The organism is Pseudomonas sp. C9D1, assembly GCF_056491235.1.
This window is the reverse complement of record NZ_JBSZIE010000001.1, coordinates 1,727,113-1,749,893: the sequence shown is the minus strand read 5'-3', so window position 1 is coordinate 1,749,893 and position 22,781 is coordinate 1,727,113. Positions and strand designations below refer to the sequence as shown.

The following is a 22,781-nucleotide window of genomic DNA, read 5'->3' as shown; positions in this document are numbered from 1 at the left end:
CCTTCCCCCAGCAGTTAAAAATTGAATTCATCTTATTTTGAAGGTCACTGCTTTCAGCACTAGAGAACCCCACACCATGAGCTGAGAAAAAAGCCTTCATCACATTGAAGAAAAGCCAGATCTGCTCTGGGTGAATACCATCCCAAGGATGACTTATCTACGCGACTCGAAAACAGTCACTACATACTTTCAGTGGAGTCCCTCTCACTAGGAAAAATTTTAATGCACATTTTTCAAAGAGCGCAGCCAAACACTCCCCAGATAACCATCTAGCAAAACAAAGCCGATCATCTATCAGGCAGTACATTACTAGTAGGCAGCCATTAAAAAACCTCTAAAAAGCTCAACTCACCAATAACATCGACCCTTAAATCCTCGTAGCCACACACAGAGAAATCATTAGGCTTACTGCATAATCCATGACACAAAAAAACTTGCTCTCGGTTATCCATAACAAACATAAGCCCCACCTCATTTGGCAGATCTTCGTACATCACATCTATAGGCTTTCGCTTTATCAGAAAAACACGTTCTATTTTTTTACCAGAAATCTCACGCCATACGCCTTGGCTAAATCTTTCATCATCATGAAAGACAGGGAAAAACTCCTCATTTCTTTCAATTTCCAATTCAGCCTCCCCCTTTTCCTCCCCCTCTCGCTCCATCCAAATAATTAGCGAATTCAAAGAGTCAGCACTAGTAAAGCCAGCAACCTCCCCCGACCCCAAATAAATAAGAAGCGTCCCCTCAGTGAAAGAAAAGAGCTCACTGTCTTTGATTTTAAATAAATTTATAAATTCCCCTGCCGGCCACCAACCAAACCTAACAGCCTTCAGAATTTCTTTACCCTTCAAGCGCCTAAGAACATCAAAACTTTTACTAGGCACATCAGAATCACTAGCAGCCATTATTTCGCCACTTCAATTAGCTTAGTTTTAGTGCGTTCATTCCGAGCCCTCTTCTAGCACCAGAAAAAGTGGGGACCAGAAGAGCCGACAAACCATGTTTAATCAATCAACCCTGGGTCTAGCCGATAGAAAATGGACGCACTGAGAAACCTCCGGGCTATTGTGCCACTGCAAGTAGCTGCTGGGGAATAATCATCAAATTGTGGCAATTCCGAACATTGCGCTGATTTATTTGCTCGGGCGACTCGCTCCCCACAGATGAACGAAGATCACAAGCATAGAACTTACAGCCAGTTACTCAGATACGAATCTAAAACCAAAAGGAATGTGGCTACTCAACTTGTAGATATCTATGACACGACCAATATCTTTATCTTCTCGAATCCCAAAACCAGTGCTATCACTATAGTATGGGGGAACTTGATACCATGTTCCCGGATACTCTCCTGCCATCCTAAAAGCCTCGACTGCAAAATTACCATCCTTAGAAATCTTCATATATTTTGCTTCCGGCCTTTTAGATGGTTTCACCCTCAATGCCAATAGTTTTTCCTCTAGAGCATCAAACTCAGACTTAGCCAGTATTCTAAGTGTCGGATCATTACCAACCTGCTCACCGAGCAACCGCCCATCTGGCCTAAACAACTCGTCCCACCTCTTCAAATCTGCTACAAGCTTCACAGGATCAGGAATTTTATAGCCACAGCCCCGTAAAAAAACTCTCATACGCGCCTGATCAAGTGCATCGGAGAAGCCCGCCGACAACTTATTGTCGTATTTAAATTTCAGCCCCTTACAAAAATCGACCTTGGACGCATCCCATTTCGCAAGCAAAAGTGGCGAGACTGGCTTAACTTGCATACTAGCCAACAAAGGCCATATGAGAATTTTGTCTAAATCTCTTCCAGCATCCCCCTTGGAGACTCTCTCTGACGCATATAGATAAATGGAATAAGGAGATCCACCAAGCGACTCCCAGCAATAGTATTCAACCTTTCTGAAGGTACTAGAGCCACTATCTGCATCCGAATAGAGACGTGCACATCGCCCCAGCGGCCATGCCACCCAAGATGCTCCAACCAATCTGGAGGACCTATCATAGTTACTCAGATAATCGACTCTTTCTTCGAATAGATCTGCCGGAGAAAGAAATAACTCTGCGCGCCCAAAACCTGCCTGAATTTCCACATTATAGCCCCGTAAAAGCTCCCCATCATGGACCTCCCCTAGGCTCTCTACATTGAGGCTATTGCTTCTCACGTCGTAAATATAGCCCGGCCAACTATCATCACATGGCACACGCTTAAATACTTCCGGCAATTCAAAGCTAACCCTCTGCATATCCTGAACTCTTTGTTTTGCCTTTTCGCATAGCGGGTAATAGACACTTCCGTTTCTTTCAACGCCATACTCGACTCTATGAGCGCACCCACTTACAACGATTAAAAACAGAAGCAATAAAAATAGCCGATTCACTTAAGTCTCCTTATCGCCCCGCCTTCATCAATGACTGTGGGAGAAATCACAATATCCCTAATCTTCTCATTAACTCCTCCTGGAGAAGGCGGGCAATTAACACAACTATAATTGCTGTGTGGACTATCCTTACCCATAAGGCTAGCAAGGCTAAAGAAAGCCCCAAGCCCAAGAGCAGCAGGGTCACTTGAGTACTTTGAGTTCCCACCCAGGATATAGGGGAGATCTGCAACGGCATCAGTTTTTGGTAGTCCTAAGGAGGTTTTTTCATTGGGCCTATTTATTTGAAAGACACGAGACTCATCACTCTTAAAACCAGCCTCCTTTGCTACCCCATGAAACTTAACAGCGTCCACCGGCGCCCCGGACAGTTGAATAGAATTAATCTGAACCGAAGGCTTACTTCCCTTCGAAAAATCTAACCCTTTCAGCGCGACCCAAGTAAGCAGCCCTCCCTGACTATGCCCATAAATATAGAGACTCTCAGAGCTTGAGTTAATCCCCTCCTGAAATAGCCCATTCAGATTTCTTGCCGTCCCGGACCGGACCGCCCCCTGAAGATTCTTATCAAATGCAGATTCAATAAGATCCCCCACCAAACCGTGGGTTGGATTATAAGCAAGCACAAAACTGGAGTCTCCATCTCCACTTCCAGACTGCATGAGGCCATTAACAATTGCCTCACTCAAACTATTCATAATTCCATTGGTGAATATTTTCTCTTCCCCGTTCCTGAATCCCTCAAAGCGCGAGACCTCTACTCCAGCAGCCTTGGGCTTCCCGCCTTCATCCAGCACAAGATCACCCTCTGAATCAACTTCCAGCATGGCTTGCACCCGTAGAGGCCTGAGGTCTCCAGCAACTAGAACCGGCAGTTGCGTAAGGAGCCCTCCATTATTTTTCACACCGGGAAGTATTCCGTAGCTTCTGTCCGCCAAACCATCCATCGCGTTTACGAGTAAATCTGGAGCCCACGCTAGCGCAGCCACCAACTTATCATGCTCTGCAGCAGATAGCGCTTGATCTCTCAGCACACCGAGGTTTGCAAAAGCATCAACGGAATTCCTTCCATAGTTATCAGCATTCTCTTTCCATGTGCGCAGCGTTTCCTTGGGGTTGCTCACCGCCTCCACAGACGACTTGGTTACATAAAGATCTGTACGCTCTTCATGGTCCCTGGTGATCTCGTACGCTTTACTGATATCCCGATTGAGCCCAGCTGTGGAGTCGGCGCCAGTCTCGGAGTCCTTACGCACGATGACGTCGCCATCACCCACAGTGGCGCGGACAATCTGTTGGCGATCCTTCTCGTATTCCCAGCCGTTTACGCTCCAGCCGGCTTCGCCTTCCTTGCCTTTGCCAACCTGGCTGGCATCCTGCGTTGTGCCGCCACTGCTGCCCCCGGCGCTATAGGTACCGCCAACGTTAAGGTAGTAGCCATGCTCTTTGTCCACACCAGCAATGTCGCTGTGTCCCAGCGTGTTGGTGTCCAGCTTGAGGTTGCCGCTATCGGACGCGATGAGTGCGCCGTCGATCTGAGTGTGGTTTTCGGTGCGGATATCCAACTTGTCCTTGGCAGTGATGCTTGTCTGCTCACCTACCCAGTTGGTCTTGCCGGTGGTTTGCCCATAACCGACAGAGCCGCTGAAGCCCGCGCCAGGACCGAAGGTGGCGGTGGCACTGACATCGAACTCCTTGCCCTTCACTTCGCCGGTATCAACGGCAGAGGAAACGTGCAGGTCCCCACCAACACGCCCGACGACCTCATCGCCGCGTAGCGTGGCGCCTGAGATGGTGGTGTCCTTACCACTGTTGAAGTTCAGGCTGTTCCCCGCGTAGAGGTAGGCTTCCTGTTGGCGATCCGCCTCTCTCTCCAGATCGCCCTTGCCCATGTTCACGCTGACATAGACACCCACCCCTTGCGAGCCGAAGGTCAGGCCGACCTCGCCGCCGCCGTTATGGCGGTTGCTTTCGCTGTTGCTGGCGTTTTGCGCGGAAAGAATCTTGAGGTCGTTGCCCGCGTTCAGGTTAATGTCCCGCTCGGCCTTCGCCTCGGTACCGATCAAGCTCAGGTCGTTGCTGGCCTGGAGGTTGATGTCGCGCCCCGCGTCTAGCTGAGTCGCACTGGAGCTGCCCTGGCTGCGGTCCTCGTTCGCGACGCCATTACTGCCGCCGACACCGACCTTGAAGCCGCCGGACGTGCCGCCATGTATGCCGCCCCAGCTCTGCCGCTCCTGGTTCTCCTCGCGGGTTTCGCCCTTGGCCACGTCCAGGGTGATGTCACGCCCCTTGACGTTGATGTCGCGTCCGGCGCCGAGCTGGCTGCCTTTCACCTGCACATCGTTGCCCGCGGTCATGTTCAGGTCGTTGCCAGCCTCCAGAGTGGAAGCACGAGTAGTCTGCTCGGTGATCTCCTGGCTCGAACTCTGCTTGGAGTTGCCCAGTTTCACATCCGCCGTCGGGCCGGCCAGGAACTGGCTGACCGCATCCACACCACGCAAGGCGCTGGAGCCCTGGCTGACGCTGTTCTCACCTTTGCCAGCGTTGCTCACCGCATCCTTGGTGCTGCCGAAGTTGTGATTGAGGCTGATACCCAGGCCCTGACGCTCCTGGACTTCGACATGCTCGATGACCTTGGTCTCGCGGGCAGCATCGATATTGATGTTGTGCCCGGCCTTCAGGTTGATGTCGTTGGATGCCGCCAGGTCGGATCCGATCTGGTTGATATCGCGCCCCGCATTGACGCCAAGGTCCTTCCCGGCAGTGATCTGGCTGGCCGCAGCCGTCTGTTGCTCAAGGCGATTCTTTTCCTGGGCACGATCAGCACCGATGAACAGGTTGATGCCGTTGTCATTACCCGAAATGCCGATACCGACCTGCTTCTTCTTCTCCCAGTCACGTTCGGCATTGCTGTTCTGAGCAGCCACGACGTTGACATCCCGGCCGGCGTCCAGGCTGACATTGCGACCCGCATTGATACCACTGCCGATCACGTTAATGTCGCGCTCCGCCTGCAGCGTCGCATCCCGGTCCGCGTACACCTGGCTGCCAACACTGGTACTGCTCTGCGCCTCGCGACCGGCCTCCTTGGCCGAGGAGATCGACAGGAAGCCACCCGAAGTGGAGAGACCGACCTTCTTCTTGTATTCCTTGGTGAGGCTGTACGCCGTGTCGTTGGCGGAAACGAGGTTGATGTCGCCGGTGTCCTTCACCAGGCCGGCGCGCAATTCCACGTCATTACCCGCGCTGGCTTCACTGGCGCGCAGGCGTATGTCGTTACCCGCCGCGATCACGACATCGTTGCCAGCCTCCAGCTCACTGGCGACCTGGGTCGCGCTGGTCTTGAGCTGGCTCTTGCCGCTCTTCGACATGCCGAGGAAACCGGACTTGGTCTTCTTGCTGTAGGAGCCGTGCTCCTCGACACCGGACAGGATCGCGACATCCCCAGTCGCGCCTACCAGCAGGTCATTACCGGCATGCAGTTCGCTGCCGATCACGGTGACGTTGCGCCCACCGTCGATGTTCAGACTGCCATCGGCCGCCTTGCTGGTGTTGAGGGTGAGATCGCCACCCGCTTCGACGACGGACGCGATATTGGTGCTGTCGTAGCTTTCCCGCTGCTCGGTCTTCTTGCGCCCGAAGGAGCCCTTACTCTTCTTGAAGTAGAAGCTGGCGTCCTCATCCTTCGCGGAAAGCAGGTTCGTGTCCCGCTCGGCATCCAGGGCCACATCCTTCGCGCCCTTGATCTGGCTAGCGACCAGGGTCAGATCCTGGCCTGCCTCGATGGAGATATCACCACCCGCCTGAACGACGGACGCCTGCTGACGAATCTGGTCGTTGCTGCTCTGGACCTTCTTGCTCCGGGAGGCGCGATGGCTCTCATTGGCAGCCGACTCGATGCTGACATCGCGCCCTGCGACCAGCGCCAGCTCCTGACCGGCAGTCACCTTGCTGGCAACTATCCCCAGGTCCTGGCCCGCTTCAGCTCGGAGAGCGCCACCGACCTGAACTTCACTGCCGTGTTGGGTGACCTGCGACTGGGTCGCATAGGACTTCTTGTACCGGGCATCAGCACTGTCCACCTCAGCGACTGCACCGATGGTGAGGTCACGCCCGGCGCTCAGGTTGGCGTTGCCTCCAGCCTTGAGTACGCCGCCCAGATTGTTCAGATCGCGACCTGCGTCCAGATCAAGGCTGTTGGTCGCTTCGATCCTCGCCGCGCTATCAACCGACGCCTGGCTCCAGCTGAAACGCCCGCTGTGCTCGGTGTAGCCGACGGAGCGCTCGTTGGTGATATCGCCCTTGACGGCCGCGACGCTGACGTCCTTGCCGTTGATGATGCCGCCCTGGGCATTGCGGATGCTGTCGGTGGCCAGTAGCGCCAGGCGGTCGCCGGCCTGGATCAGGCCCCTGTTATCGATGTTTTCGGCGCTGGCCTGAAGGCCGGCGCTGGCACGCAGGGTGCCCTTGTTGGCGAGGTCGCCGCCACTGATCAGGCTGACGTCGCGCCCCTGGATCAGCGCGCCGGTGGGTGCGAGGCGATTGTTAGCCTGGGCCAGGTAGAGCACCGGCACCAACACCTTCTCGCCATTCACTACCTGTTCCTGCATCCACACGATGTCGTGGGTCAGGGCTGCGACTTGCTCGGAGGTCAAGGCCACGCCCGGGGCAAGGTTCAGCGCACTCTTGCTGGCGATAGCGTTGTCCATCAGGTAGCGGTACATGGCCTCGTCGCTGTCCAGGCCGGCGATCAGGCGCTGGCCGGTGCGAGCAATGACAGCTTCGCGGATCAGGCGCTGCTCGTAGAGGCCATCACCCAGGCGTTTCTGCGCCTGGTCGGGGTCGAAGCCGAGGCGGCCCAGCAGGTAGTCGGAACTGAGGAAGTTCTTCAGGTTGGCGAAGGCCGGGTTGGTCTCCACCAGGTAGCGGTGGCTGGGGTTGTTGCTGACCTGGAACAGGCCGTTCTGGCCCTGGGGCAGGCTGAAGCTTGGCAGGGCCAGCGGATCAACCGACTGCTGGTGGCTATCCGGCGCCAATTGGGCATTGAGGGTAGCGACCGGCTTGGCATCGCTGCTTACAGCGGTCTGGCCGACACGGCTTGCGCCACGGTCGATCTGCTCGCCCGGGCGCAGCAGGCCGTTCTCGATCGTCTGGGTGCCCTTGATATCGACACGCCCGGCAGCCTGGACCACCGCGTTGGCGATGTCGCCACCACCCGAGGTCTGGGAGACGCTGGAATTGCGCACGCTGCCGATGGCGATGGCGCCGAGCGGCATGGCCGCCGGGTTGTAGTTCGGCGAGTTGGGGTCGTTGTAATCGTTGTAGCGACCGATGTTGGCGATGAAGCCGTAATACTGGCTCTCGCTCTTGGTGTAAATGTAGTAGTCGTAGTAGCGCTTCTCTCCGCCGGCTGCACCGGTATTGAGGAAGTTGCGAGTGTCGAGGCTGATGTCGCCACCGGCGGATACGGTGCTGAAGCGGTTATCGAAATCCCCACCGACGAAGGTCAGGTCGCCGCCCGCGATGAGGCTGGCGCGCGCCGAATCCTGGATGATCTTGAGGCCGAACTCCTCATCCACCACGTAGGAGGCTTCGCAATGATTGCCCTTGCAGTTGTCGGTACCCGTGAGGGTGATACGGCCGCTGGTCTGGCTGATGGTGGAGGCGAAGACATCCTTGCGGTTGATCAGTGAGGCCGCGTCCAGGCGCATGTCGCCCGCGCTTTCGACGGTGCCGGAACGGTTCTCCAGCAACGCCATCTGCCCATTCGCATCGTCCTTCGCCGCGCTCAGTGCGCCCAGGCTGTAGATGTCACCCTTGAGGTTGGTGAGGCTGTTGGCGCGCAGGGCCATGTCGGCGCCACTGAAGACCAGGCCCTGGTTGAGCAGGGTCGGGGCTTCGATGCGCAGCTTCTGCGCGGCGCCGAGGGTGCCGCGGTTGTCGAGGCTGGCGACGATCAGCAGGGTATCGCCCACGGTGCTGATAGTGCCGGCGTTGACCAGGCTGCTGCCGAGGCGGAACTCGCCCTTGCCGCCGCTGCGCAGTTGCGCGCCCTGGCCGAGTTCGGCATTGGCGGCGCTGAGGGTCAGGTCGCCCAGGCTCTTCAGGCTGCCATTGCCCTGGTAGCGGCCGGTGAGGGCCAGTTGCAGGCTGCCTTCGGTTTCGATGGCGCCGTCGTTGGTCCAGTCGCCACCGCTGGCGGTGATGTCGTCGATGGACACCAGCTTGCCGCTGGCGGTCTGGGTGAAGGTGCCGACCTTGAGGTCCAGGCGCTGGGCCTGCAGCAGGCTGCTGTTGGTCCAGTCGGCGACGTCGAGGCTGAGCACGCCGTTGGTGATGAAGCTGCCGCCGGCCTGCCCGGCATCGGCCAGGCTGAGGGCGAAGCCCTGGGTACCGACGTGGCGCAGGGTGCCCTGCTGGTTGCTGAGGCTGGCGCTGGTGAGGCTGAAGCCGGCGTTACCGATTTCCACCAGGCCGCCGTCGTTGTCGAAGCGGCCGCCGATGGCGAAAGCGCTGGTGCCGGTGCTGCCGAGTGCGCGCAGCTTGCCGCCGGCGTTGCTGGCGGAGCCGATGTCGAGGGCGAGGGTCTTGCTGGCTTCGATCAGGCCGCCGTCGTTGGCCAGCTTGCCGGTCAGGGTGAGGCTGGCGCTGTCGCCACCCACAGTGCCGCCCTGGTTGCGCAGGCTGTCGGCATCGACCGTCACCGCCTGCTTGGCCAGTAGCTGGCCGCCGTCGTTGATGACCTCGCCGCGCTTGATGCTCAGGTCGCCCTGGGTGGCGACGATCTGGCCCTGGCCGTTATCCAGGCGGGTGGTGCTGGTGAGCTCGACGCTGTCGCCCTGGATGCGGCCCTGGCCGTTGCCGAGGCTGTCGACGGTGGCCGTGAGGGCACCGCCCTGGGCGTTGAGGCGGCCCTGCTGGTTGCGCAGTTCGCCGGCCGTGAGGGTCAGCGTGCCGTCGCCGGCGAGGACCTTACCGCTGCGGTTGTCCAGGCGGGTGCGGGCGGTGGCCTTGAGCTCGCCGCTGTCGGCCTGGAGGGTACCGCCCTGGTTGTCCAGCACGGCGGTGGTGAGGGTCAGGCCGTCGGACTTGGAGAGGATCAGGCCGTCGCCGAGGTTCTTCACCTCATCGGTGACGGTAACGGTCAGCGCCTTGTTGGCGGCCAGGGTGCCACCGCTGTTGTCCAGCTGCTTGCCATCGACCTTCAGGTCCTGCCGGCCGATGAGTTGGCCACCCTGGTTTTCCAGGGTCTGGGCCTTCACCTGGGCGGAGCCAGCGGCGACCAGCTGCGCGCCCTGGTTGTCGAGCTTCGCCAGGTCGGTAGTGAGGGTGCCTTGGGCCAGCACCTTGCCGCGGTTGGTCAGGGTGCCGCCCTGGATGTCGAGGACGCTGGCGGTGTTGGCGCTGCCGTCGGCGCGCACGCCGGCTTCCAGGCTGCCCTGGTTGTCGATGCGCGCGGCATTCAGGCTCAGGTCGCCGGCGGCAGCCAGGCTTTCCTTCACCTCGACCGTGCCGCCGCTGGTGACGCTGGCCTTGCCGCCGGCGTAGGCGCTGCGGGTCAGGTCGACGTCGGTGGCCTTGAGGGCGATGTCGCCGCTGGCGGCAGTGCGTGCCAGGGTCAGCTTGCCGTTGGCATCGATCTGGATGTCGCCGCCGCTGGCGGCCATGTCGCCGGCGAGCTTCACGCCCACGCCCTGCTCGGTGCCCACCAGGCGGATAGCGCCGGCGTACATGCCGCCGAGGGCGGAGCTGTCGATGGCCAGTTGCGGCTTGGCGCTGCCGTCGTCGGCCTTGGCAGTGACGGCCAGGGTGGCGGCGTCTACCTCGTTGCGGCCAGTGACCATGGCCAGCTGCTTGGCGTGCAGCTCGGCGTTGATCTGTGCACTGCGGGTGATCAGTTCGAACTGGTCGACATTGCCGGCGTTGAGGCCGGCGCCCTCGATGGCGATGGCGCCGCCGTCCACGTCGTAGCGGTCGAGACGGCCGTTCTCCACCACCGGCTTGCCGGTGCTCAGGGTGACCTTGGGCGTATTGATGAAGCCGCAGCCGTCACAGGTGATGCCGTGGGGGTTGGCGACGATGACATGGGCGCCCTGCCCGGCCACTTCGGTGTAGCCCTTGAGCTGGCTGGGGCTGCCGCCGTTGACCTCGTTGAGGATGAGACCAGCGGCGCGGCCGTTGAGGTTGGTGTTGCCGATGATGTAGCCGCCGAGCTGGGTGTTCTGCAGCTTGTCGGTGGCGTTGTTGAGGATCAGCCCCTGCTGGCCGACGTTGTAGTCGGTGAAGCGGTTGTGGGACAGGCCGTTGGCGTTGGGCGTGGCGATATTGACCACGGGCACGCCATTGCCGGCACTGCCGATGCTGGTGTTGCCACCGGCAGCAGCATCCACTGCCAGGTCGGCGGCGGTGGAGACGATGGGGTTGAGGAACATCACGCCGACGAGGAGGGTGGCGATGTTCTGGAACAGGGGGCTGCGAACGTCCATGTACTGGAACTCCGGGCGAAGCTGAAATCAGAAGAAGAGGTCGAAGCGGAAATACACCGGGTGCTCCTGGCGCGTAATGGCGTCAGGACGTTCCAGGGACCGCGCGAAGGTGACCGAGGCGGCCAGGTGTTGGCCACGGGCACTGAACTCGAAGGCGTTGCCGCTGAGGCGGCCGCTCTGGCCGGGGTTGTAGCGATCGCCGTGGATCACCCCCAGGTCGTAGGCGAAGGCGGCACCGTATTCCTGCACGAAGGGCTGCAATGCGGCCCAGGTCACCGGCCGGCGCCAGCGCAGCTGGTTGCGCCAGTAGGCGCCGGTGTCGCCGGAGAGGGATTGCTCCTTGAAGCCACGCACCGAGCTGAGGCCGCCGACGCTGATGCGTTGCGGGCTGTAGAGCACGTCTTCGCTGTGTTGGCCGTTGACCAGGCTGTCGAAGCTGAAGGATTCCCCCAGCAACTGGAAGGACTGCAGGTAGCTGGCGGTGAGGCTGTACTTGTTGTAGCGGGCCTCGGGCGAACCATGGAACGGCGTGCGATCGTGCTGGGCATCGAAGGCGCCGATACCACGCTGCCAGCCGATATCGACGTTGACGAAGGCGTTGCCGATACGGCGGCCATGGTTGAAGCCCAGCTGGGATTCGGTCAGGCGCGGGCTGGAGGTGCCGAGCAGGCTGTTCTCCACGTAGTTGCGCGTTTCCAAATGGGCGATGCCGAGGCTGGCCGCAGTCTTGCTGACGCTGTCGCGGTGCAGCACACGCTCGGCGCGCAACTGGTGGTTCTTGCTCTCGCCGTCGGTGACGAAGGGGAAGCCGCTGTTGTCGTTACGGGTGCGGTAGTAGCTCTGGCTGTAGGCGTAGCTGAAGTTCCACCAGCCGTAGGGCAGGTTGTAGAGAAAGCTCTGGTTGGCCGAGTGCTTCCAGTGGTCGCTGGCCAGGTCCCCGCCGCCACGCAGGCTGAGCTGGTCGGCCAGGCCGAAGGGGCTGTCCCAGTCGAGGCTGGCGCCCCACTGCTGCTCGCCGGTGCTGCGCTGGCCGTCGTTGTGACGGTTCAGGCCCACGCGCCAGGGTTTGCTCGGCTCGCCCTTGAGCTGCACGCGGCTGCCACCCACGTCCGCGCCGGGCACCAGCTCCAGTTGCGCGGGGCGCGACGGCAGGCGGTTGATCTGGTCCACCAGCTGTTCCATTTCACGCAGGTCGAGCACTTCGCCGTTGCGTGCGGGCGACGCCATGGCCAGTTCGCGGTCGCTGGCGATGGCCGAACTGTCGAGGCCTTCGAGCTTGCCTTCGACCACGATGACGTCCAGCTCGCCGTCGGCCAGGTCCTGCTGCGGCAGATAGGCGCGGGAGGTGACGTAGCCCTTGTCGATGTAGTGCTGGGTGATGGCCTTGAGCAGCTCGTTGAGGCGGCCGCTGTCCAGGCACTGGTTTTCGAAGGGCTTGAGCAGCTCGCGCTGGCGCGACGCGGAAATCAGGCTGGCGCCCTGCAGGCGGATGCTGCGGATGTCGAAGCACGGCCCCTGGCTGGTGGGGGTGCTGGGCTGGACGGGAGCCTCGCGGCCGGGCAATTGCTGGAGGTCCTGCAGGCGCTTGCGCTGTTCTTCGAGGATGCGGTCCTGACGCTCGCGGATCAGGTCGCGGTCACCCGCGAAGGGCGCGCCGGGGCTGTCAGCGGCAAAAACAGAAAAAGCGGGGAAAAGCAGGCAGAAGCCCGCAGCGAAAGACTGCAGACGCATTGCGACCGTCCTTGGAATAGTGGCATCTCGACATCGGGGCGGCATTTTTATGGCGCCGGGAACTTTGCTCAAGCCCTTTCCCGACCAAATGCGAACCACTCGTCAGAGAGGGGGCGAAATGCCATCACCCTGGTACGGAAGTGCCATACCCCGCAGTCCAGACAGGACTCTCCTGTCTAGCTCCATGCTGACAGGCACCAAATCGCAGGCAAAAAAAAGCCCGCAGTGTGGACGGGCTGGGAAAAAGGACTCGCTGATGAGTCAGGGGGTAAGACGGGTACTAGCTACCGCGGTAGGTGGAGTAGCTGTAGGGGGAGATCAGCAGCGGTACATGGTAGTGGTCCTGCTCGGCGCTGATGCCGAAACGCAGCACGACCACGTCGAGGAAGGCCTGCTCGGGCAGCTTCACGCCACGCTTGCGGTAATAGTCGCCGGCATGGAAGTGCAGCTGATAGACGCCGGTGGCGTAGCTCTCGCCCTGCAGCAGGGGAGCATCGCAACGGCCGTCGTCGTTGGTGGTGGTGCGGGTGATCAGCTCCATGCCGCCGTTCTCGACGCGGTAGAGCTCGATGCTGATGTCGCTGCCAGGGCAACCGTGGGCGGCATCCAGTACGTGGGTGGTCAATCGTCCCATTGCTTTCCGGGCTCCCGCTGCAGTCGTCGACCCGCGGTTGCCACGCCTCCTCTTCTCGTTGAATTCGGTGCATCCAGGGTGCCTACCGCCCCATGAAAGGGCATCGAGGGCACCGCGATGCGACAAATATAAGACATTATTCTTCAGAATTGTACACAATTATTCGAGAATTTTTCCCACCTCCATAAGAGCTCGGGCAGCTGGCACCATTTTGATGCATACCTCCACCCGACAAGGGTTTTATTGCAAAGAGCTGACCAATCAGGCAAGTTTTTTGCAAACCTGCAGAACGTCGACTTGGGCAAATATTCGATTTACAAAACGCAACGACATTTGTATACAATCACCCATCGCGTTCGCGCAGCCACGGCTCCGCGAACCCTCAATAGACAAGAAGGAATCCAGTAGTGAGCCTCGACTACCCCCGCGACCTGATCGGCTACGGCAGCAATCCCCCGCATCCGCACTGGCCGGGTGAGGCTCGCGTCGCCCTTTCCTTCGTCCTCAACTACGAGGAAGGCGGCGAACGCAACATCCTTCATGGCGACAAGGAATCCGAAGCCTTCCTCTCCGAGATGGTCGCGGCGCAGCCCCTGCAGGGCGCGCGCAACATGAGCATGGAATCCCTCTACGAGTACGGTAGCCGCGTCGGCGTCTGGCGCCTGCTCAACCTGTTCAAGAAGCACGACATCCCGCTGACCATCTTCGCCGTCGCCATGGCCGCCCAGCGTCACCCGGACGCCATCCGCGCCATGGTCGAGGCCGGCCACGAGATCTGCAGCCACGGCTACCGCTGGATCGACTACCAGTACATGAGCGAGGAGCAGGAGCGCGAGCACGTGCTCGAGGCCATCCGCATCCTCACCGAACTGACCGGCGAGCGCCCCGTAGGCTGGTACACCGGCCGCACCGGCCCGAACACCCGCCGCCTGGTGATGGAAGAAGGTGGCTTCCTCTACGACTCCGATACCTACGATGACGACCTGCCCTACTGGGACCCGGCCAGCACCGTGGAGAAACCGCACCTGGTCATCCCCTACACCCTCGACACCAACGACATGCGCTTCACCCAGGTGCAGGGCTTCAACAAGGGCGACGACTTCTACGAATACCTGAAGGACGCCTTCGACGTGCTCTACGCCGAAGGCGCCGCCGGCGCGCCGAAGATGTTGTCCATCGGCATGCACTGCCGCCTGCTGGGCCGCCCCGCGCGCCTCGCCGCCCTGGCCCGCTTCATCGAATACGTGAAGAGCCACGACAAGGTCTGGTTCGCCCGCCGCGTGGACATCGCCCGCCACTGGCACACCACCCACCCTTTCCAAGGCAACGCCCAATGAGCAGCTTCCAGAAGATCACCCCGTCCAGCCTGTCCCGCGATGCCTTCGTCAGCGCCTTCGCCGACATCTACGAGCATTCGCCCTGGGTCGCCGAGAAGGCCTATGACCTCGGCCTGGACGCCAGCGTCGATCAGATCGACGGCCTGCATAAGCGCATGTCCGACATCCTCCTCAGCGCCAGCCACGACGCCCAGCTGGCCCTGATCAACGCTCACCCGGACCTGGCAGGCAAGGCCGCCGTCCGTGGCGAACTGACCGAAGCCAGCACCAGCGAACAGGCCGGTGCCGGCATCCACGAATGCACGGCTGAAGAGTTCTCGCGCTTCACCGAGCTGAACGACGCCTACAAGGCCAAGTTCGGGTTCCCTTTCATCATGGCGGTGAAGGGCAGCAATCGGCACCAGATCCTGGCGGCCTTCGAGGAGCGCATCCACAACTCCCCCGAAGCCGAGTTCAGCCGGGCCCTGGCCGAGATCAACAAGATCGCGCTGTTCCGCCTGCAGCAGATGTAACCCCAGCTGCACGCACGCCGCACCACGTAATGCCCCAGTTCCAAGGCAGACCGTAATGAAGAGCTACGCAGTACCCTTCGAAAAGTACGTCAACCTCGCCGATGCCCGCCTCGGGACCCGAGCACTCTCGGTCACCGACGACTGGTTCGCTGACGTCAACCGCCTGTTCCAGCCGACCGCGGCCGTCTGGAAGGAAGGCGTGTTCGACGACAACGGCAAGTGGATGGACGGCTGGGAATCCCGCCGCAAGCGTTTCGAAGGTTACGACCATGCCGTGATCCGCCTGGGTGTACCGGGCTCGATCAAGGGCGTGGACATCGACACCAGTTTCTTCACCGGCAACTACCCGCCGTCCGCGTCCCTCGAAGGCTGCTTCGTGGCCAACGGCGACCCGGACGAGAACACCCAGTGGAGCGACGTGCTCGGCGCCGTGGAGCTCAAGGGCGACAGCCACCACTACCACGCGATCGACAACGACCAGGCCTTCACTCACCTGCGTTTCAACATCTACCCCGATGGTGGTGTGGCGCGCCTGCGCGTATACGGCGTGCCCCATCGCGACTGGAGCGCGGTCGGCGACAACGAGCAGGTCGACCTCGCCGCCGCCCTCAATGGCGGCCGCGCGCTGGCCTGCTCCGACGAGCACTTCGGCCGCATGGGCAACATCCTCAACCCGGGCCGTGGCATCAACATGGGTGACGGCTGGGAAACCGCCCGCCGCCGCACGCCTGGCAACGATTGGGTGATAGTCGCCCTCGGTCACCCCGGCGAGATCGAGCGCATCGTGGTCGACACCCTGCACTTCAAGGGCAACTACCCCGACAGCTGCTCGATCCAGGCGGCCTTCGTCAAAGGCGGCACCGACAGCCAGATCGAGACCCAGAGCCTGTTCTGGCGCGAACTGCTGCCGAGCCAGAAGCTCTCGATGCACGCCGAGCACGAATACACCGAACAGATCCGGGCCCTCGGCCCCGTCACCCACGTACGCCTGAACGTGTTTCCGGACGGAGGCGTCAGCCGCCTGCGCCTGTTCGGCAAGGTGGCCAGTTAACGCCGGACAGCTTCCGGCAACCCCCGTCACCGTGGCGGGGCGACAGTAAGGATAAGAAGAACAGCATGCGCACTCTCAAGATCGAGCCCCTGACCAAAGAAGCCTTTGCCGCGTTCGGTGACGTCATCGAAACCGAAGGCAGCGAATTCTTCATGATCAACAACGGCTCCACCCGCCGTTACCACAAGCTGGCCACCGTCGAAACGGCCCAGCCGGACGACAAGGCGATCATCAGCATCTTCAGCGCCGAATCCCTGGAGATGCCCCGCCCCATCAGCATGCTTGAACGACATCCGCAGGGCAGCCAGGCCTTCATACCGCTGCTCGGCAACCCCTTTCTGGTCGTGGTCGCGCCCGTTGGCGATGCACCTGTACCGGGTCTGGTCCGCGCTTTCCTCACCAATGGCAAGCAGGGCGTTAATTACCATCGCGGCGTTTGGCACCACCCGGTGCTGACGATCGAAAAGCGGGATGACTTCCTGGTGGTTGATCGCAGTGGTTCTGGCAACAACTGCGATGAGCATTACTTCACCGAGGACGAACAGCTCTTCCTCGACCCCCACCACTAATAAGAGAAGCCCAGCGATCGCCGTGCCGATCGTTCGGGAAAGAGGTACGTACTGTGGAAGCACATCTGACCGAATGGCTGAACCTGAGCATTCGCTGGGTTCACATGATCACCGGTATCGCCTGGATCGGCGCATCGTTCTATTTCGTCTGGCTGGAGAACAACCTCAACCGCAAGGCCCCGCGCGACGGGCTGGCCGGTGACCTGTGGGCGATCCACGGGGGTGGCATCTACCACCTGGAGAAATACAAGCTCGCCCCGCCGAAAATGCCGGACAACCTGCACTGGTTCAAATGGGAAGCCTATTTCACCTGGCTGTCGGGCGTCGCCCTGCTGACCGTGGTGTTCTACCTGAACCCGACCCTGTACCTGATCGCCCCCGGCCTGGACCTCGCCCCTGCGGCAGCCATCGCCATCGGCGTGGGTTCGCTGATCGCCGGCTGGTTCATCTACGACCTGCTGTGCGACTCGCCCCTGGGCAAGCAACCCGCCCTGCTCGGCCTGATCCTCTTCGTGCTGGTGATCGGCGCGGCATGGGGCTTCACCCAGGTGTTCAGCGGTCGTGGTGCCTACATCCACGTCGGCGCACTGATCGGCACCATCATGGTCGGCAACGTGTTCCGCATCATCATGCCGGCACAGCGTGCACTGGTTAAGGCGATCGAAGAGAACCGCACCCCGGACCCGGCCCTGCCGGCCAAGGGCCTGCTGCGCTCGCGCCACAACAACTACTTCACCCTGCCGGTGCTGTTCATCATGATCAGCAACCACTTCCCGAGCACCTACGGCAGCAAGTACAACTGGCTGATCCTGGCCGGGATCGCGGTGATCGCCGTTCTCGTGCGCCACTACTTCAACACCCGCCACGAGAGCAACAAGTTCGCCTGGACCCTCCCGGCCGGCGCACTGGGCATGATCTGCCTGGCCTTCGTCACCTCGCCGAACTACAAGGCCGCCACCGCGCCCACCGCCAACGTCGCCCCGGTCACCGCACCGGCCAAGACCGAAGCCGCAGCGCCGGCAGCCACCACCGAAGCCAGCAAGCCCGCTGAGCAGGCCCAGGCTCCGGCCCAGCCCGCCACCGAGCAGGCGCCCGCTACCGCCCAGGCCAATGCCGGCAGTGCGGACTTCGACAAGGTCCACAGCGTGATCCAGGAACGCTGCTCCGTCTGCCATTCCGCCACCCCCACCAGCCCCCTGTTCACGGCGGCTCCGGGTGGCGTGATGTTCGACACTCCGCAGCAGATCCAGGCCCTCGCGCCGAAGATCCAGGCTCAGGCCGTCGCCACCCAGATCATGCCGCTGGGCAACATCACCCAGATGACCCAGGCCGAGCGTGACCTGATCGGCTCCTGGATCGCACAGGGCGCCAAGACCAACTGATCTCGACCACGACGGGCCGCATCCCCAAGCTGCGGCCCGTGTTTCAAGCCTGCCCCAGGCAGGCTTTTTTTATCGTCTTCCGGCACGGCGTTCCGGTGCACCTCCAGCATCAGGCCCCGCCATTTCTTCCGCGTGCCCCATCCATCGCCCACAGCTGGGCCTGGATGGCAGAAACATGAATACCAGGATCGCAGCCGGCCTTTGCCGGCTGCGGCCTAAACGGCTCAACAAAAACAAAAGCGCCAGAGGTGTTGCATGACCAAGCTGACCGAGCCCGAGCTCGCCATTCCGCCCGCCGATCAACGCCTGCCTCTGCTGCAACTCCTGCTCGTCGGCATCCAGCACGTACTGCTGATGTACGGCGGCGCCGTGGCCGTGCCGCTGATCGTCGGCCAGGCGGCTGGCCTGTCCCGCGAGGAAATCGCCTTCCTGATCAACGCCGACCTGCTGGTCGCCGGCATCGCCACCCTGGTGCAGTCGCTCGGCATCGGCCCGGTGGGCATCCGCATGCCGGTAATGATGGGCGCGAGCTTCGCCGCCGTCGGCAGCATGGTGGTGATGGCCGGCATGCCCGGCGTCGGCCTGCAGGGCATTTTCGGCGCGACCATCGCAGCCGGCTTCTTCGGCTTGCTGCTGGCCCCCTTCATGGCGCGAATCGTGCGCTTCTTCCCGCCGCTGGTAACCGGCACGGTGATCACCTCCATCGGCCTCACCCTCTTCCCCGTCGCAGTGAACTGGGCCGGCGGCGGCAGCAAGGCGGTGCAGTTCGGCGCCCTGGAATACCTGGCGGTCGCCGCCCTGGTGCTCGGCATCATCCTGCTGGTGAACCGCTTCATGCGCGGCTTCTGGGTCAACGTCTCGGTGCTGATCGGCATGGCCGTGGGCTACCTGGTCGCCGGCGGCATGGGCATGGTCGACCTTGCAGGACTGGAACAGGCGCCCTGGTTCCAGGTGGTCACCCCGCTGCACTTCGGCATGCCCAAGTTCGAACTGGCCCCGGTGCTGTCCATGTGCCTGGTGGTGGTGATCATCTTCGTCGAGTCCACCGGCATGTTCCTCGCCCTGGGCAAGATCACCGGCCGCGAGGTCTGCCCGAAAGCCCTGCGCCGTGGCCTGCTGTGCGACGCCGGCGCGTCCTTCTTCGCCGGCTTCTTCAACACCTTCACCCACTCCTCCTTCGCCCAGAACATCGGCCTGGTGCAGATGACCGGCGTGCGCAGCCGCTACGTCACCGCCGTTGCCGGCCTGTTCCTGATCACCCTCAGCCTGCTGCCCAAGGCCGCCTTCCTGGTGGCCTCCATTCCACCTGCGGTCCTGGGCGGCGCAGGCCTGGCGATGTTCGGCATGGTCGCCGCCACCGGCATCAAGATCCTCCACGAAGCGGACATCACCGACCGTCGCAACCAGTTGCTGGTGGCCGTGAGCATGGGGATGGGCATGGCGCCGGTGGTGCGCCCCGAATTCTTCGCCCACCTGCCCCACTGGATGGAACCCATCACCCACAGCGGCATCGCCATGGCCACCGTCAGCGCCCTGGTGCTCAACATCCTGTTCAACATCCTGGGTGAGAAGGAACGCAGCCGACACTGCGCCGCCCACTGAGTTTTGCTCCCACCTGAATGCACCCACCCGGTGAGGACAGGAATTACAGCCCGCCTACAAAGCGGGCTTTTTTATGGCATCCATCTCCGAACGGAACGGCGAGGCACGTAGAGGCTTCGTGCAGGGATGGCGTGCTTCACAGGGCGTTCGGGGGAGGCGCGTGGCGAGTCGATCGGTCGCAGGCAAAACAGCCGATTTTATGTACACAATTTTGATTTATTTTGTTACCCAGCTTGTAAACAGGATGCTATATTCGCAAAACCTGACCCGCAGTTCAGTTTCCGAACGCGAGGCGGCCCGCGGGACGGCTGTAACCCGCAAGCCCACGACCTACAAAAACAACAGGCAGGCTTTGAACGATGAACGCATCCGCCCAGACCGGCACATCCGGCGCCGTCCGCCGCCCGGACCGCGACATGCCCACTGTCCTGCCCTCCCCGTTCACGACATTCCCCACCGCGGCCTTCCCCCACGAGGCCCGGCGCATATCGCACGACGCAGCCGAACAGCCCAGCGCTGAAGATCGCCCGTCGCCGCCCTGGAATCCGAAGACCGACCGCGTCGTCATGCCGAGCTGACGCCAGGACGGCCAACCCGGAATCCCTCCACGCCTCCAGCAAGACCGCCCTGCTCCGTCGGGCGGCTTCCTGCCGGCTGCGTAGAGGCCAACCTGAAGCCCTGAAAAATAAGGAAAACCGCATGAACCTGAAGCATCTGCCTCACTGCATCGCCCTTACCGCAGGCCTCCTGGCGGGAGGGCAGGCCATGGCCGACGGCCCGCTGCTCTGGCAGAACAACAGCGTCACCTACCTCTATGGCAAGGATTTCAAGGTCAACCCGGAAATCCAGCAGACCTTCACCTTCGAGCACGCCAGCGGCTGGACCTGGGGCGACCTGTTCATCTTCGCCGACCAGATCAACTACAACGGCAAGGCCGACGCCAATGCGGGCAACAACACCTACTACGGTGAAATCCAGCCGCGCCTGTCCTTCGGCAAGCTGTTCGATCAGAAGATCGCCTTCGGCCCGGTGGCCGACGTACTGCTGGCCGCCACCTACGAGCGTGGCGAGAACCGCAACCAGAACTACCTGCTCGGCCCAGGCTTCGACCTGGCCATCCCCGGCTTCGATTTCTTCCAGCTGAACTTCTACTACCGCAAGCCCGACGGCATCACCAACAACCCCGCCGGCCAGTGGCAGGTCACCCCGGTGTGGTCGTACACCATTCCGGTGGGCAACTCCGACATCCTCATCGACGGCTTCATGGACTGGGTGTGGAACAACAAGGACGGCACCAGCAGCCACCCGAACGACCTGCACGCCAACCTGCACTTCAACCCGCAGATCAAGTACGACCTGGGCAAGGCCATGAACCTGGGTGCCAAGCAACTCTACGTCGGTGTCGAGTACGACTACTGGAGCAACAAGTACGGCATCGACAACGACAGCTTCCTCGGCGACGAGATTCTCGGCGGCACCGACCAGAACACCGCCAGCCTGCTGGTCAAAGTGCACTTCTGATCAGGTTCGCGGCATGAAAAAAGGGACGGCGCAAAACGCCAGTCCCTTTTTCATGGGGTGGCCCGAAAGCCACCGGGGCCCGCATCAGCTGGCCTTGGCCAGATTGCGCAGGGCCTTGATCTGGTCATGGTTGCGCTGCACGCCGAGCAGTTGCTTCTCGACGATGGAACGCGCGGGCGCCGGCAGCTCCTTGCCCAGTGCTTCCTTGTAGTGCTTCAGCGCCACGTCTTCGCCGCGCTCGCACTCGTTGAGAATCGCCGTGTCGTCCTTGCCGGTGACCAGAGCCTTGAGGTCGATCCAGCGACGGTGCACGGCACCCGCCACGCTGGAGGAGGTTTCCGGGTCACCGCCCATGGAACGGACCACCTGCTGCAACTCGGCAGCGGCGCGTGCACATTCCTGGGAGCGCTGGGTGAAGGTGGCTTTCAACTGGGGATTCTTGATGTCCTCGGCGCATTCGAGAAACCCCTTTTCGCCATCCTTGCTGGTTTCGATCAGGTCGTTGAGAACGGAGATAGCCTTGTGGTTATCCATCGTGCTTTCCTCTTTTCCGCTACGGGTTCCAGCCGAGTTTCTTCCTCAGCCACTCAGGAAAATGGACCGGACGGGATTTCCGATGGTTCAAGGTTTCGGCCACGAGGCAGGCCGGGGCGGTTCACCGCAAGCGGAGCGAGTCGGCGGGATACGGGCCGCCCCACGCGGAGCGGCCCGTTCGTCGATCAGGGTTTGGCGGGGGCGTCCTTGCTCTTCTGCCGCTTCAGGTAATCCACCTTCCACTGCTCCAGGCCCATGTACTCGGAATCGAGGTTGGCCTCGACGCGGTACTGCGCCTTGAGCGCGTCCACCTCGCCCTTGTGTTCGGCCAGGAAGCGGTTGAAGCGCTGGATCAGCTCGGGGTGACGGGAGCTGGAGAGCTGGAAGGTGCCACGGGTGTGCGGCAGCGAGGGGTCGAACACCAGCGCACCCGGGCGGGCACGGATGTTGTCCAGGTAATAGGTGGCGACCACCACGTTGAAATAGGCGCCGTCAGCCTGCTTCTTCAACGCCTGGCGGATCATCTGCCGCAGGTCGTTGCCCTGCACCAGCTGCACCTTGCCCTCGTCGATGCGCGACTGGTAGCCACGGGGCGTCCAACCCTGCACCATGGCCAACCGCTGCAGGGTCTCGACGCCCTGCCCGACCCGCTGGGGCTCCACCAGCACGCCATCCACGTAGCCCACTACCGGCTCGCTATAGGCCATGGGCTTGCCGGCCTTGAGGTCGTCGGCCCATTCGGGGCTGTCCGGGTACTTCAGATCCACCTCGCCCTTGAGCAGGCGCCCGGTGAGTTCGGTGACCGGCACTGCGCGGTAGCTCAGTTCGATGTGCTCGCTGCGGGCGAAAAGGTCCAGCACCTCGCGGGCGAAGCCGCGGTACTCGCCCTGCTCGTCGACCCAGTAGTGCGGCTGGAAGGACTGGCGCTCGACGCCTACCACATAGCTTTCCCCATGGGCGGCGCCCAGGGGCAACAGGCCGGCCAGCAGCCAACCCAGATACCGTGTTCTCAAGAGACTCTCCTTCTGTCGAGGAACA

The 22,781-nt window shown here is 61.4% G+C and carries 15 protein-coding genes; 8 read left to right on the top strand and 7 right to left on the bottom strand.

The window, feature by feature from the left end; translation table 11 throughout:
- Nucleotides 1-323: 323 nt before the first annotated feature.
- The 5 genes from ACXI0U_RS08115 to uraH all read right to left on the bottom strand — a co-directional run bounded on the left by ACXI0U_RS08115 (nt 324) and on the right by uraH (nt 13,235).
- A complete protein-coding gene (locus tag ACXI0U_RS08115) occupies nt 324-908 on the bottom strand; it encodes a hypothetical protein (protein ID WP_431484021.1) in 585 nt (194 codons plus the stop codon).
- A 294-nt stretch (nt 909-1,202) separates the two neighbouring features.
- Nucleotides 1,203-2,384, bottom strand: a complete 1,182-nt coding sequence (locus ACXI0U_RS08110) for a hypothetical protein (RefSeq protein ID WP_431484020.1) — start codon at nt 2,382-2,384, stop codon at nt 1,203-1,205.
- Entirely contained in the window at nt 2,381-10,870 is an 8,490-nt protein-coding gene (locus tag ACXI0U_RS08105; protein ID WP_479549990.1) for a hemagglutinin repeat-containing protein, read from the bottom strand. Before ACXI0U_RS08105 ends, ACXI0U_RS08110 begins: the two co-directional genes overlap by 4 nt.
- A 27-nt stretch (nt 10,871-10,897) precedes the next feature.
- Nucleotides 10,898-12,601 (bottom strand): ShlB/FhaC/HecB family hemolysin secretion/activation protein, encoded by a 1,704-nt coding sequence (locus ACXI0U_RS08100; protein ID WP_479549989.1) that lies wholly within the window; start codon nt 12,599-12,601, stop codon nt 10,898-10,900.
- Nucleotides 12,602-12,881: 280 nt separating this feature from the next.
- Entirely contained in the window at nt 12,882-13,235 is a 354-nt protein-coding gene (gene uraH, locus ACXI0U_RS08095) for a hydroxyisourate hydrolase (protein ID WP_031288154.1), read from the bottom strand.
- 407 nt (nt 13,236-13,642) lie between these two features.
- On the opposite strand from uraH, the gene puuE reads away from it, so the two are divergent.
- The 8 genes from puuE to ACXI0U_RS08055 all read left to right on the top strand — a co-directional run bounded on the left by puuE (nt 13,643) and on the right by ACXI0U_RS08055 (nt 21,209).
- On the top strand, nt 13,643-14,572 hold the full coding sequence (gene puuE, locus ACXI0U_RS08090) for an allantoinase PuuE (protein ID WP_479549988.1): 930 nt from the start codon (nt 13,643-13,645) through the stop codon (nt 14,570-14,572).
- Nucleotides 14,569-15,084 (top strand): 2-oxo-4-hydroxy-4-carboxy-5-ureidoimidazoline decarboxylase, encoded by a 516-nt coding sequence (gene uraD / locus ACXI0U_RS08085; protein WP_021220529.1) that lies wholly within the window; start codon nt 14,569-14,571, stop codon nt 15,082-15,084. The genes puuE and uraD overlap by 4 nt, the downstream gene beginning before the upstream one ends.
- A 55-nt stretch (nt 15,085-15,139) precedes the next feature.
- A complete protein-coding gene (gene alc / locus ACXI0U_RS08080) occupies nt 15,140-16,135 on the top strand; it encodes an allantoicase (RefSeq protein ID WP_021220530.1) in 996 nt (331 codons plus the stop codon).
- A gap of 65 nt (nt 16,136-16,200) precedes the next feature.
- Nucleotides 16,201-16,704, top strand: coding sequence for an ureidoglycolate lyase (locus ACXI0U_RS08075; RefSeq protein ID WP_021220531.1), 504 nt, complete (start codon nt 16,201-16,203; stop codon nt 16,702-16,704).
- 53 nt (nt 16,705-16,757) lie between these two features.
- Nucleotides 16,758-18,086, top strand: coding sequence for a urate hydroxylase PuuD (locus ACXI0U_RS08070; protein ID WP_184488876.1), 1,329 nt, complete (start codon nt 16,758-16,760; stop codon nt 18,084-18,086).
- Nucleotides 18,087-18,341: 255 nt separating this feature from the next.
- Nucleotides 18,342-19,688, top strand: coding sequence for a nucleobase:cation symporter-2 family protein (locus ACXI0U_RS08065; RefSeq protein ID WP_423499253.1), 1,347 nt, complete (start codon nt 18,342-18,344; stop codon nt 19,686-19,688).
- Between the two features lie 359 nt (nt 19,689-20,047).
- The gene (locus ACXI0U_RS08060; protein ID WP_184488879.1) at nt 20,048-20,266 is read left to right on the top strand and encodes a hypothetical protein; all 219 of its coding nucleotides are present in this window, start codon (nt 20,048-20,050) and stop codon (nt 20,264-20,266) included.
- A gap of 121 nt (nt 20,267-20,387) precedes the next feature.
- Nucleotides 20,388-21,209 carry an outer membrane protein OmpK gene (locus ACXI0U_RS08055; protein ID WP_479549987.1) on the top strand — a complete coding sequence of 274 codons (822 nt, stop codon included), beginning with the start codon at nt 20,388-20,390 and terminating at the stop codon, nt 21,207-21,209.
- 84 nt (nt 21,210-21,293) lie between these two features.
- On the opposite strand, the gene ACXI0U_RS08050 is transcribed toward ACXI0U_RS08055, so the two are convergent.
- Together ACXI0U_RS08050 and ACXI0U_RS08045 are read right to left on the bottom strand one after the other, a co-directional pair.
- Nucleotides 21,294-21,743: a PA2169 family four-helix-bundle protein gene (locus ACXI0U_RS08050; RefSeq protein WP_021220535.1), complete on the bottom strand. Its 450-nt coding sequence runs from the start codon at nt 21,741-21,743 to the stop codon at nt 21,294-21,296.
- A 185-nt stretch (nt 21,744-21,928) separates the two neighbouring features.
- The gene (locus tag ACXI0U_RS08045; protein WP_316924944.1) at nt 21,929-22,741 is read right to left on the bottom strand and encodes a substrate-binding periplasmic protein; all 813 of its coding nucleotides are present in this window, start codon (nt 22,739-22,741) and stop codon (nt 21,929-21,931) included.
- Between the last annotated feature and the right edge of the window lie 40 nt (nt 22,742-22,781).